The sequence below is a fragment of the Pseudomonadota bacterium genome, assembly GCA_026390555.1.
GTDB lineage: Bacteria > Bdellovibrionota_C > UBA2361 > UBA2361 > OMII01 > OMII01.
The window spans coordinates 1-13,433 of record JAPLFS010000069.1; the positions used below are offsets into that span (position 1 = coordinate 1).

The following is a 13,433-nucleotide window of genomic DNA, read 5'->3' on the forward strand; positions in this document are numbered from 1 at the left end:
GTTCCCGTAGCGTCAAAAAGCACGTTATTAAGCTTCATATCGTTATGACATACACGCGCCGGAATCTCTTTGGCCTCAAGTGCCGCAACCAACAAACTGCCAAGCTCCCTTCGCTTAAGGGCGAAATGAATCTGCTCGCTCGCCTCTGCTGCTCGGTGCTCTAGATCGCGCGCAAGGGATTCTTCGAAAGTTTTAAATCGACGCCCGCCGTGATGAAAAAACGGAATGGTATCGGTCAGGGTATGCGCAGGAACTCCGATCAGAGCGCGCTGAAATCGACCGAGGATCGCCGCTGCTTCAAAGGCCGCCGCCGGCCCAGGGCATATATCATAGGAGGTGGTATGCTCGATAAACTCAACGGTGCGCCAGTACTCTCCGGCCTCATCTATAATAAAGGCGCTACCATCTCGCGCTAGAGTTACCTGCAGGGTTGAGTCACCCGATTGAGTTGCCTGGCGACTATAGCCAGCACGGAGTGTGGTCGTCACCACCTCCAGATTTCGCATCAGAGCTGGAATATCTTGAAAGATACGGTGATTCACCACCTGGTGTACGTAACGTTTTCGAACTCCTTTATACTCCCATACCCCCACATAGGTACGGTTAATATGCCCGCGCTTTAGCTCCTCAACCGATATTAACTCACCCGGAATATCAAAGAGTTTAAGGGTTGCTATTGGGACTATGTGCGCTTGTTCCATATCCGCTTCTGCTGATTTTAAATATGGCTTGCTGGAGAATTCAACCGAGCAGAATCTAGCCCTGGCGTAAGACCGACGGCAGTCGGCCCATCCACATCAAAGCTATCATCAAAGAGCGCTTCTACAAACTGCTCAGATCTAAATCGGATCAGATCCTCTGCCCGCTCCCCTACCCCTACAAAGAGAACGGGAATCTTAAGCTCCTGTGAGATTGCAATAACGATGCCGCCCTTCGGAGTACCGTCAAGCTTTGTAATAACTATACCTGTCAGAGCAACGGCGCTATTAAACTCGCGTGCCTGTGCCAAAGCATTTTGACCACTAACACCATCAAGCACCAAGATAGTCTGATGCGGAGCATCCGGAATGTGCTTGCGAATAGAGTTGCGCACCCCCTCAAGCTCCTGCATCAGATTTGCTTTTGTGTGCAATCGTCCCGCTGTGTCGATCAACACCACATCAACTGCACCCTCTTTTGCCAGAGCCATGCCATCAAACACCACAGCACCGGGCTTTGCATTTTCAGCACCACTGACAAGTTGAAACCCAATCCTGTTGCTCCATTCAGCTAATTGCTGCACAGCGGCGGCCCGAAAGGTATCGGCCGCTATCACCATAACCCTCTTTCCCTGCTTCTGATAACGAGCTGCTAGCTTTGCAACGGTCGTTGTTTTTCCAACTCCGTTAACACCGACCACAAGAACGATCTGCGGTGAGATAACCGGTGCATACATCGGATGGTCATCTGCTACTGGAATAAGTTCTGCGCGCACCCCAGCCTTGAGGATCTCGCGTAGCTCTGATTCACTCATTCCAGTGCTCTGCTCAGAGCTTCTGCGAACGCTTGCAACGAGAAGGGCCGCGCAGCGTGCTCCAACGTCACTCAGGATCAGAAGCTCCTCAAGATCGTCTAGATTAGAGCTATCGAGCGCTGCTCGGCCAGCAAAGAGGCTCTTGAGTCGACCCAAGAAGCTCCTTCGGCTCCTCTCCATACCGCGCACTATCGGCTCAACCTTGACCGTTGTAACGGCTTGAGTAACCGGAGCTTGCGGTGCGGCTGCCTGACGCCCCCCCTTGTCGGAGCCGGTACCACCGAGAGCACCACCACCACCGCTAGGTGGAGCGCCACTGCCGCTACCACCGCTACCCGTACCTAGCGAGAGCTCTCGTTTAAAATCATCCGTAATCTCACGAAGCTGCTCAACCGTGGCGCTCATCTCTTCACGCAACACCAGCAGGCTTTCCTCTAGATGCTCAACCCGCCGTGCAACGGCTACGATCCCCTTACGATCAAAGTTGCGATAGATCGTCGTGCGTAGCCCTATCACCAGCAGCAGTAGCGCAATGAAAGCAGCAGCAATCAGCACCAGAATAACATCCGTATCGGCGTTCTCAGCTGTAAGCCGTGAAAAATTTGTGAGTTTATCGATCAACGATTGCATGCTACCCCTTCCTTATTACGATGCGCGCCCCACTTTAACCCCCTCCTAGCGCTATGCGACCTGCTTAACCGCCTCCTGCAGCGATACAGTAAGAATCTTAGATGCTCCCGGTTGCGGCATGGTAACCCCAACCAGCGAATCAGCGGCTGCCATAGATTGCTTATTATGAGTAACCATCAGGAACTGCGTACGGGTACTCATCTCCTTAATGAACGATACGAAACGATGTACGTTAGCCTCATCAAGTGGAGCATCTACCTCATCCAAGACGCATATCGGGCTTGGACGTACCATGAACATACTAAACACTAGGGCGATAGCGCAGAGAGCCTTCTCGCCTCCAGAGAGCAGATCGATACTCTTTGGCCTCTTACCAGGAGGGCAGACCACAATCTCAACACCGGACTGCAGCGGATTATTGGGATCTACCAAAGCTAACTCAGCACTTCCGCCTCCGAATAGCTTCGGGCCGAAGAATGCGAAGTTCTTGCGAATGGCATCAAAGGTTGCGAGAAACCGCCGTGTGCACGCCTCGGATAGCTCCGTTAAGGTCGTGCGTAGGGTCTCGATAGCTCGGACAAGATCGTCACGCTGAGTTGTCAGCTCTTCAAGCCGCAGACTCTCTACTTGACACTGCTCGATCACGCCCGGATCAACCTCGCCCTCACGCTCAAGTCGTTGTCGAATTGCATTTACGCGCTCCTCAAGGTTGCGGCGCGCCTCCTCAATCAGCATCTCGGTGCTCTGCGCCTCTTGCAGCAGAGCGCGCAGGATCTCCTCTCCCTGGCGATCACGAATGTTCGTCTCAACGCTACTTAGCTCGCCCTTAAGACGCTCAGTAGCCATACGTTCTCGCATCAGCCGATCGCGAATAGCCTCATAGGCCTGTCGCTTCAGCTCAACACTGCGCAGAATCTGTGCAGAGGACTCTCGCAACGCTCGACGTTGATCCTCAAGCTCTCGGAGCTCTCTTGATACCTCGTTGTAAGCTCCCTCTATCTCGGAGTTGTCACGCTGCTTAAGGGCTGTAAGCTCCTCAGCAATCTCACGCAGAGAATCCTCATAGGTGGCCAACTGCTGATTAATCTCTGCAATCTGCGGCTCTATGCGCTGCAGATCTCCGTCTAACTGGGTGAGCATCTTGCTCTCACTCTGCAGACGCCCGCGCATCTCAGACTGACGATTCGTTAGCTCACGCAGCTTGGCTTGCCCCTGTTGAATGGCGCGCAGAAGCTCAGCATGCCGCTTCTCTCCAGTAACAATTCTGGTGAGCAGCTGATCGCGTTGCGCTACTATAGCATCATAGCCACCCTGATTCTCATCGATGACGCGGCTAGCTTCATCAATCTTACTCTTCATCTGAATAACACCACCCTCATGGCGCAGGCTATAAAAGCTCCAGGGAGAGAGAAGATCCCCACTTTCAGTAACGATCACCGTCTCTGGATCTGGCTGCCCCTGTGTTGCTAAGAGATCCAGGTATGCGGTTGCGGTATCAAGGTCACGCGCCAACCAAACCTTAGAGAGTAGTCGAGCTACAAGCCCCTTACTCCATGGGAGGGTCTCTACATGCGAGAGTAGCGGCGAGATGCCTTCATAGCCGGATTGTAAATCTGGGTTGTGATTGCTGCTATGATTATTGCTCTGGCTGTCGACGCTGGCATCCTCAGGAATCGAGGCAAATAGCCCGATGCCGATACCCCTCTTATTTTGTGGATCGGCCTTAAGCACAAGCTCCTGGAAGGTGCGTGCCACCTTGCTGACCTCATCAACGACTAGGAACGTAGCGCGCTCGGCGAGAACTGACTGTAGCGCCTTGGTGTAGCTATCTGGAATCTTAATACCATCGACCAGCAACTTATACTGAGCGGTAACTTCGTTCGGTAGCTTGTCTGCACCACCGAGCGCACGCTTAAGGTGTGCAATTGGAGAGGCCGCTGCCATCTGAGACTGCAACGCTTCACGCCTACTCTGCGCCGACACTAACTTGTCACGCATATCACGGATCGTTCTGTCTTTATTTCTCTGGTCTTCGCGCAGGGTCTGCAGCTCAACTGCAAGGTTCTTTAGCTCCTCCTCGCCTGATAAATCGAGCGCAGTAAGGGTCTGCTCAATCTCAGTAGCGTTGGCCTCTAGCTTTGAAAGCGAGCCCTGCGATTCCTGACGACGTTGGCTAAGCATCACACGACGCTCTTCGAGCCGTCGGATCTCGGTCTGTCGAGCTTGAACTACTGAATTGATCTCACGCTGGCGCGACTCCTTAGCAGCTACTTCACGGTTGCGACGGGTAAGCTCATCCTTAATCTCATCTGTTCGCACCCTAAGTTGATCGATCTCGCTATCAAACCTAACGGCCGCTTCTCGTGCGCGTTGCTCCTCGGAGCGAATATCACTAAGCGCAATCTGAGAGCTCTGCTCCTCCAATAATAATCCCTCAGCTTTGTGAGCGCTCTCTACGGCCCGCTTGTTGAGCCTCCCGAGCGTATCACGAAAAAGATCTCTCTCAGAGACAACCAACTCACCCTTCAACTCGGCACGGGTTGCAGCACGTGCCGCCTGACGCTTAAGGTTCGCCACCTGACGCGAGATCTCTTTAATAACATCATCAAGACGAACAACCTGCCCCTCTGTATCTACAACGCGCTTGGCAACTGCGTTCATATTTTCTCGGAAACCGGCGATATGCGCAGCCTCCTCAATCACCGTGCGCCGATCGTCGGGCTTAGCCGCAATAATGCGTCCGATCTCGCCCTGCGCAATGATCGTATAGCCACGCGCTGCGAGTCCGATCACACGGAAGAGCTCCTTTAGATCTTTAAGACGGCACTGCACCTTATTGATAAAAAACTCTGACTCGCCGCTGCGATATAGTCGTCGCGTGATCTGAACCTCACTGACCGACTTTAACCATGAGTACTTTGAAAGCGAGGCGCGAATATCAGAGAGAAAATCTGCGCTTGAAGATTCGGTTGCTTGCTCTGCTGCTGAGACGCCCTCTTTAGATAGGATCTCGTCGCTGTTCTCTGCGCTGTTATCTACTGCCTGCTCTGCACTGCCATCTGCGCTAGTGGCGATCTCAGCAGTAGCCTCATTCACCTCCAGCCCCAGTCCCTGTCCCTCAGTTGCCTCGTAGTACCCGAGTAGATCCTGAAAAATACTCTCTCGATCGGCACGGATAACAAGGGTGACCTCAGCTAAGCCGAGCGGCCTAAGCGTCTCGGTGCCGTTAAAGATTACGTCTTCCAGCACATCTCCACGTAGCTGTGAGGCCCTGGTCTCCCCAAGAACCCAGCGCAATGCGTCTATGATATTAGACTTTCCGCACCCATTGGGGCCCACAACGCCGGTCACACCCGCTTCGAGGGGTAGCACTAGGCGTTCCATAAATGACTTAAATCCAAAGATCTCTAACCGTTCTACTCGCATGGCACCTGATAGCAAATGTTACAACTATCAGTAATTTAACACTCTTAAAGTAAGAAAGCACTAGGAAGAATATTGGTAACTATTCACCTTACTCCCTTACAGCTAGCCTCTTAGAGGATAATAACTGCCCGTATTAGATGGTATTAGGTGGTCTTAGCTATTGCTTAGGTTCGGGTGGCTCTGACTTAGATGACTCGCCCCCCCGCTCCCCCATCATGTTAGCACCCAGGCGTTTAGTTACCTCGGCCAGGGTACCCTTAGAGGGTGCCAGGATCATCAGCGAATAATCGACCGCTGAAACGTATGAGAACGCTAGAGAGATCACCAATATGTTTAATCCGACGAACTGCCAGGTCATGCGCATACCGAGCAGGTGAAAGGAGTAATCATGCAGCAGAAGAGCAAGGATACCAACCATCTGCAGGAAGCTCTTGACCTTTCCGCCAGTCTTGGCTGCGACCACCGCACCCCCCTTAGCTGCGAAAGCTCGCAACCCTGTCACCCAAAACTCACGCGCCAGGATAAGAACGACCATCCACCCCGGCACAAAAGACACGCACTGTTCATCCCGCACAGTCACCAACATAACCAGGGCCGCCATAACTAAGATCTTATCGGCAAGGGGGTCCAAGAGCTTTCCGAAGTCGGTTACCGCGGCATAGCGGCGCGCGAACCAGCCATCTGCATAGTCGGTAATAGCGGCAAGAACGAATATCACCGCGGCGATATTGAGCGCAGCACGGGTTGGATTAATCAATACTAGCACAAATACTGGGATAAGTATTAGCCGTAAGAAGGTCAGCCAGTTTGGGAGTCGTTTGTACCAATCAACCATGTAACTATTCACCCAAGTATAAACTTGTCGGTGGTTAAAAAGATTCAATCTTGCAATCGGCCCTAAAGATCCGCTTTTCTTTACATCCCCTGATCGGGGACTCTTATTTTATGGGTGAACAGTTATTCAGCCATTAGAATTGGCACTATACTGCTTTTTCAACGCCAGTACACGCCTAACGTACTCGCGCGTCTCGGCATAGGGTGGAATACCGTTATAACGATCTACCGGGACCTCCCCAGCGTTATAGGCCGCAATGGCGTGTGCCTCATTTTTATAGCGTCTAAGAAGCTGCGCCAGGTAACGTGTGCCTCCCTGAATATTAGAGGCTGGGGCGAATGAGTTCCTTACCCCTAACATGCGTGCGGTGCCGGGCATAAGCTGCATCAACCCCACTGCGCCCTTAGGGGATACGGCACGAGGATTAAAGGCTGACTCGGCATGAATTACGGCCCTGATTAGGGCGGGATCAACCCGGTGCTCGTCCGCCGCTGCCGTAATAGCGCCGTTATATAGCTCTAAAAATAATCGGCCCGACCGTTGCTTAGATCCCAGTTTTACGAACGTTCCCCCCCCGGCCCGCGCGGTAAAGACCTGCGCCTGTACGCCTCCGGTTGGAGCTTGATTAGTAAAGCGGATTGTACCGTCGCTCTCGCGAACAACAAAGATGCGCGCCTCCTGCTTACCGGCTTCTGCCGAAAAAGGGGTTGCGCAGATACAAAAAGCGCACACGATGCAACGCACTATGCGTCTTATTCGTGCCGCTTTTAATTCAGTAGTTATTCGAAAAATATTATCCTTCACAGCCCCCGTGCTCCGGTTAATTTATAGCCCCAAACTGCTACATCTAACGCACCCCAATTACCGCACCCTATTCAGATGCGAAGGAATGGGCGCGGGCTCCTGAATACTTTCTTATTAAGGCCTTAGGATACTACATAAGTAGTTGAAAACTATAGCGATCGGCAAGTTTTGCCGCAGCAACAGAGCCGCACAGAGCAGCACATCCCTAAGTAACCCCGTACCAGATGATAATCCAGATGATAACTAGAGTAGCGCGCCCACAAGTCTCGGTTCTTCTTCCTGCCCATCAACGTATTCGCGCTGCTTTCTAGGCCGGCCACCGATTAAGGAATAAAACACCGGCACCGCAAAGAGGGTAAACACCGTGCCGATAATCATTCCCGTTACCAACATAATACCTATACTGTTTCGAGCGGAGCCTCCGGCTCCAGTGGCGATAACAAGGGGGAAGTGCCCGACAACGGTCGCCGTAGACGTCATAAGGATAGGTCTAAGACGAGTTGTAGCGGCCTGGACCACAGCTTCAAGCCTCTCTACTCCCTGCTCCTGCAAGCGATTCGCGAACTCAACGATAAGGATTCCATTTTTTGCTACTAACCCCACGAGTGTAACTAATCCAACCTGAGAATATATATTTAACGAGGTAAACCCTAGAAACACGAATAAGAGAGCTCCAGCGAGAGCAAGGGGCACAGACCCTGCCAGAATAATAAGTGGGTCAACGAAGCTTTCGAATTGTGCCGCCAGAACGATGAAGATAACGATGAGTGCGAGCACGAGCGTACCGGTCATACTCTGCCCCTCTTTTCTGAGCTGACGAGACTCTCCCGCGTAATCCATAACGTAACCGGCAGGTAGTATCTCTTTTGCTTTTGCCTCAAGAACGGCGAGTCCGTCGTTAATACTAACACCTGGAACGATTGCGCCTTGAATCTTCGCGGAGTTGAGCTGTTGAAAACGATTGAGCTGTCGCGGCTTTACGATATCTTTAATCTGAGCAACGGCTCCTAGTGGAATTAACGTACCTTCGGGCCCACGTATGTGCAGCTCAAGGAGCTGTTCTGGATTCAACCTATCGCTGCGCCGAACCTGTGGAATGACCTTGTAACTTCGACCAAGAATGGAGAACCTATTAACGTAATTTCCTCCGATGAATACCGATAGATCTTGCCCTATACCAGCAAGTGAAATTCCCATCGCGTTTGCTTTATCTCGATCTATATCTATCTCACTTTGAGAGATATCAAACTTAAGATCGGTATCAGCGAACATGAACTTGCCGCTCTGAAAGGCGGCGCCTACCAATTGATTCGCGTATGATACGATCTCCTTGTGCTCAGCGGTCGAAGAGATAATAAACTCGACGGGGAAGTCGCTTCCTCCTGGAAGCGGCGGCGGAGAGGTTACGATTACCCGAACTCCTGGGACGCTAGAAAACTTTTTCCACAACTCTGGTTCTATCTCGTGGACCGTACGAGAGCGCTCGCCCCACGCTTTTGTCACGAGACCTGAAAATCCGAATCCGGGGCTCGTCAACTGAAACGCCCCTCGATACTCAGGAAAGGATTTGTAGATATCGTGCACTTGTCCGGTGGAGAGCTGCATCTGCTCGATCGTGGCGTTGGGGGCTCCCTGAACTATCCCAAAGAGCACCCCCTGGTCCTCACGAGGCGCCAGCTCCTTGGTCGCGAACATATAGAACGGTATGATGAGCACTGCCAGCCATACAGATGCGACAACAACGGTGGGACGATACCGCAAAACTACTCGCAACATCTTCTCATACCGCTCGCGGAGCCGATTAAGAAACCCATCAACTCTGCGCTTAAAGGAGTGCTCTTGCTGCGATTTGCGCACGAGCTTAGACGCCATCATCGGCGAGAGTGTTAACGCAACGATTCCTGAAAATACTACGGCACCCGCGAGCGTGAAGGCGAATTCTTTAAAGAGCGCGCCAGTGAGTCCTCCTTGAATACCTATCGGCGCGTACACAGCGGCGAGAGTTATCGTCATCGCCACCGTTGGTCCAAATAGCTCTCGCGCGGCTCGTATCGCCGCGGGAATGGGGTCCATTCCATTGTTAATGTAACGCTCAACGTTCTCAAGCATCACAATCGCATCATCAACCACCAATCCAACCGCAAGCACAACAGCCAACAGTGTCAGAAGATTTACGGTAAAACCGCAGCACAGCATGATTATCGCGGCGCCAACGAGCGAAAGCGGAATAGCGATTACCGGGACAAGAACCGCTCGAAGCGATCCAATAAAAAGGAAGATGACGGCGACAACGATCAGAATCGTCTCGCTCAAGGTGAAGAGAACCTCTTTGATGGAGTCTCTAATATACTTCGTCGCGTCGTACGGAATAGCAAGCGAAGCGCCTGATGGAAGGTTCGCCTGGATCTGAGGCAACACATCACGTACCCTTTTTACGACGTCGAGAGAGTTCGCGTTTGGAAGAACCCACACGCCCATAAATATGGCAGCCTCTCCATTAAATCGAACGTCCTCGTCATAATTTTCAGCGCCCAGGGACACTTCAGCGATCTCTTCTAGGCGTATAATCCGATTCTTCTCCTGTCGCACAACTAACTCTTTGAACTCCTCTGGAGTTTTAAGGTCCGTATTGGCGATTAAGCTCACCGAGATCATGGAGCCCTTCGTGTTACCAACCGCGGAGAGGAAGTTGTTGCGTGAGAGGGCCTGCCGAACATCGGTAGCGCTGATACCAAGCGCAGCCATGCGGTCTGGATTTAACCAGATTCGCATCGCGAATACGCGCGCTCCAAGTATGTCGGCTTTTTGCACACCGGACACCGCCGTAATCTGCGGCTGCACCACCCTGGTGAGGTAATCGGTAATCTGATTGGGGGTCATGTCTTTGGCGGAGAAGCCAAGATACATAGACGCAAATCGATTGTCGCTACTCTCTACGTTGATAACGGGAACTTCCGCCTCAGGAGGGAGATCGTTTCGAACCTGCGCGACCTTCGATTGGATCTGTGTGAGAGCGGCGTTAACGTCATAATTTAACCGAAGATGGACCGTAATCTCACTTATTCCCTGTTTACTAGAAGATTCGATGTAATCGATTCCATCCGCGCTCGCTATTACTCGCTCAAGAGGAGTGGAGATATACCCTCGAACGAGATCGGCCGGAGCTCCTACGTAAGCTGTTTTAACAGTTACCGAGGCGGAGTCGCTGCGAGGATACTGTCGAACGTTAAGCTTCGTTATTGCCGTGTATCCGGCGATGAATATAAGGAGATTCAAACAGATGGCGAGAACGGGCCGCCTAATGAAGAGATCGGTAAACTTCATGAGGACTCCTTATGAGTTGTTCACCGATGGATTTAGGGACGCTGGCGGCGCCCCCTTCTCTTGAATACTTACACTAGATCCTGGTCTTAACTTAAACGCTCCTGAGCTAACCACCTCTTCTCCCTCCTGAACACCTTTTAGGACCGCCACGAGATCCCCGCGGGCGCTTCCAAGTTCAACGATCTGCTGCCTCACAGTGGAGGTATCGTTACCCTCGGCGTCTTTTTTATGCTCAACGATATAGACAGAGTTTCCGTACGTAGCATAGGTCACGCCACTAGAGGGGAGCGTGAGAGTCTCTTTTGCCGCTCCGTATTCAAGAGAGACCGATCCGAACATCCCTGGAAGAAGCTCCTCCTGAGGATTTGCAACCGTTGCCTGAACATTGATAGTTCGAGTTACCTCGTCGATATTTGGATTGATTGCGGTGATCGCTCCGGAGAATGACCTTCCCGGAAATGCGTCTACCGAGATAACTACTGTATCCCGAGTTGAAAGCATCGGGGCGAGCTGTTGAGAAACGGAAAAATTAAAGTAGATAGGATCAGATGAGTAGAGCGGAACAAGTGGCGAACCTGCCGTAGCAAAGCTTGCAACGTTCACGGTTCTAATACCCGCTCGGCCGTCGAAAGGTGCGACAACTGTCTTTCGTTCAATCGCTGCTTTTATTGATTGAACCTCTGACTCCACCTGAATAACTCTTGATTCGGCATCTTCTAGATTTGAGAGAGACACCGCGCTCTGACCTTTAAGCCTCTGCACTCGCTCAAGGGTCTGTTTTGCAAACTCAAGTCGAGCAAGCGCTCCTTTAAGATTTGCCGTTTCAACGGAGCTATCGATCTCAATAAGGATATCTCCAGCCTTTACCTTCGCTCCGGAGTCGAACCGTACCGCAACTATAGTACCAGATTCTTTGGCGCTTAAGGTTGCGCCCCGCATTGAGACAAAGGAGCCAACGGTCCCAAAAATCTCTCGCCACTGAGCGCGTGAAGCGCGAATCGTTGTAACAGCCTCAGGGGGGCGCTGAAAATTGGCATGCTCGGCGATCGCCATAGCGATCTGGATCGCTTTAACACCTCCAAGAACAAGCGTAATAACAAACATCACTAAAAGAGTGCGTGATATCTGTTTCTTCATAACTTTCCTTTCGCTCCAACAAATCGCTGCACCTGTTGTAGCCCCTCAGTGAGAAATTGTACACGACGCGCGTTGAGCTTATCCGTCACCAGCTACCTCGAATAACGCGTGTAGAGAGCCCCCACCACCTTGCCCCTCACTTAGGCAATTACGCTACCGATGCCCCTTGACCGCTATAGATAGCATTGTGTCGCACATACTAAGCGCCCTATTAAGAAAAATCACTGTGATAAAATGTCGCAGCTAACATAGATTATCCCCTAAAGGCACCCCGTAACTAATACTTCCGACTCATAAAAGTAGATTAGTTTCGCTCACAGTTTGTAACAGGTTCAAGGACTCTCCCTCTCTCAAAAGACGCTCTACGATTCCCTCTAGAAAGCATTGCACTAGGTATGAACACATTCTTTTAGAGCTATCCTTATTCTAGGCCCCATACTGCTTTAGGCGTATGTGTTTTGTGTTAGTTCACAAGACATGTACCTAAGGCTTTTGAAATATCGCCGTATATCATAATCAATCACAAAACAGCGTTTCTATGGCGTCCGTGTCATTATCAACTTCCTGCCGCCGCAGCTGGTTGCCTTCTCCTATCCTTCTCCTATAAATGCCGCGGGGTGTGCCCAGCATGCGGGGCAAAGCGGGCTGTGAAATTCGCAGCGCATATCTATCTGGAGGTAATCGAAGACGCTCCGCATCGCCGCACCGTCCCTACCATCCCAAAACAACTACGGGCGTTCTTCTAGTACGACTGTAAGCTCAACACCCTCTTGTCCTCTTAACTTGTCCTCTCATGCTCTTCTGGTTGGCTTAAAACGGTAATCTGGGCGACGACAAACAACATCCCTAAAACTTTCGGCTACCTGAGGACCCTCCGTGCCCCCATTGCAATGTCGACTAAAACTTTCGGCTACCTGAGGACCCTCCGTGCCCCCATTGCAATGTCGATAGGGCAGATCAGCTACTTGCGGAAAGTGAATTGATCTTCCTATCCTTTGACTTATCAGAAATATCATCAACTATTCACCGATGCCGCGCACAAAGATATAGTAGCCGAGGTTGAACGTCCCGCTCACTTCCATGACGATACGGAACTGGCACATAGTCTGCGCATGAGGTTTATCAGGATAGTCCTCGCGGACGGAGAGGTAGAGGTATTAGCAACATCGCTTCTCGATCAGAAACGATATCCACTAAAGGACTTCAAAAAGCTCTACTATAAACGATGGAAAATCGAGACGTTCTTTCAAGCAATCAAGAGCCGCCTTGCTGTCGACAACTTCACGGGACGAACCGTTGAAGCTATCAAGCAGGATTTCTTCTCGACCCTCTTTGTGAGTGGTTTGGAGACTATCCTATCAGCGGAGGTGAATGGCGAACTAGCAGCTAAGAGAACGCGATATCGACAGCAGGTGAATAAAGTCATCTCATTTCATGCTATCAAGGATTCCATCATTCTGCTCATGTTCGATCCTCCAGATGACATCGAAGATCGGGTGAGGCGATTGTTCATGATTAATCCTACATTGCAGCAGCCCGACAGAAAAAAAGGGAAAGAACGATTGTCTCTTAAATCGAACGCAAGGAGTTTGCACTTTCAGAAATTCGCTAGAAAAGCCGTATATTAAGCAGGTTAGAGCTTTGTCAAGGTCCCCTTTCTTTGAACACATAGTCTTAAATCAGTAGCCTCGGCTGTTCCTCAGCCCCGCAGGGGCTGGAGGGGGGTGCTCGAGGGGGGAGACTCATAACTTGTTGATAAGTTGT

The 13,433-nt window shown here is 51.3% G+C and carries 8 protein-coding genes; 1 reads left to right on the plus strand and 7 read right to left on the minus strand.

All coding sequences use genetic code 11. From position 1 onward, the window contains the following. From NTV65_09595 to NTV65_09625, 7 genes are all read right to left on the minus strand, one after another. The coding region (locus NTV65_09595; GenBank protein ID MCX6115446.1) for a phosphotransferase at positions 1 to 701 on the minus strand (701 nt) is incomplete at its 3' end. Positions 702 to 718: 17 nt separating this feature from the next. Continuing rightward, a complete protein-coding gene (gene ftsY, locus NTV65_09600) occupies positions 719 to 2,143 on the minus strand; it encodes a signal recognition particle-docking protein FtsY (protein ID MCX6115447.1) in 1,425 nt (474 codons plus the stop codon). A 51-nt stretch (positions 2,144 to 2,194) separates the two neighbouring features. Then, positions 2,195 to 5,569, minus strand: coding sequence for an AAA family ATPase (locus tag NTV65_09605; GenBank protein MCX6115448.1), 3,375 nt, complete (start codon positions 5,567 to 5,569; stop codon positions 2,195 to 2,197). Between the two features lie 157 nt (positions 5,570 to 5,726). Further along, positions 5,727 to 6,404 carry a CDP-diacylglycerol--glycerol-3-phosphate 3-phosphatidyltransferase gene (pgsA, locus tag NTV65_09610; protein ID MCX6115449.1) on the minus strand — a complete coding sequence of 226 codons (678 nt, stop codon included), beginning with the start codon at positions 6,402 to 6,404 and terminating at the stop codon, positions 5,727 to 5,729. Positions 6,405 to 6,530: 126 nt separating this feature from the next. After that, the gene (locus NTV65_09615) at positions 6,531 to 7,208 is read right to left on the minus strand and encodes a lytic transglycosylase domain-containing protein (GenBank protein MCX6115450.1); all 678 of its coding nucleotides are present in this window, start codon (positions 7,206 to 7,208) and stop codon (positions 6,531 to 6,533) included. Positions 7,209 to 7,451: 243 nt separating this feature from the next. Next, positions 7,452 to 10,532 carry an efflux RND transporter permease subunit gene (locus NTV65_09620; GenBank protein ID MCX6115451.1) on the minus strand — a complete coding sequence of 1,027 codons (3,081 nt, stop codon included), beginning with the start codon at positions 10,530 to 10,532 and terminating at the stop codon, positions 7,452 to 7,454. A 9-nt stretch (positions 10,533 to 10,541) separates the two neighbouring features. Beyond that, positions 10,542 to 11,669 (minus strand): efflux RND transporter periplasmic adaptor subunit, encoded by a 1,128-nt coding sequence (locus NTV65_09625; protein MCX6115452.1) that lies wholly within the window; start codon positions 11,667 to 11,669, stop codon positions 10,542 to 10,544. A gap of 995 nt (positions 11,670 to 12,664) precedes the next feature. Here NTV65_09625 and NTV65_09630 point away from each other — a divergent pair. Beyond that, positions 12,665 to 13,297: a transposase gene (locus NTV65_09630; protein ID MCX6115453.1), complete on the plus strand. Its 633-nt coding sequence runs from the start codon at positions 12,665 to 12,667 to the stop codon at positions 13,295 to 13,297. Positions 13,298 to 13,433 lie beyond the last annotated feature (136 nt).

Excerpts from the sequence above, each read along its gene's own strand:
- pgsA (MCX6115449.1), bottom strand. The coding sequence starts at position 6,404 with ATGGTTGATTGGTACAAACGACTCCCAAACTGGCTGACCTTCTTACGG.
- NTV65_09605 (MCX6115448.1), bottom strand. The coding sequence starts at position 5,569 with ATGCGAGTAGAACGGTTAGAGATCTTTGGATTTAAGTCATTTATGGAA.
- ftsY (MCX6115447.1), bottom strand. The coding sequence starts at position 2,143 with ATGCAATCGTTGATCGATAAACTCACAAATTTTTCACGGCTTACAGCT.
- NTV65_09620 (MCX6115451.1), bottom strand. The coding sequence starts at position 10,532 with ATGAAGTTTACCGATCTCTTCATTAGGCGGCCCGTTCTCGCCATCTGT.
- NTV65_09625 (MCX6115452.1), bottom strand. The coding sequence starts at position 11,669 with ATGAAGAAACAGATATCACGCACTCTTTTAGTGATGTTTGTTATTACG.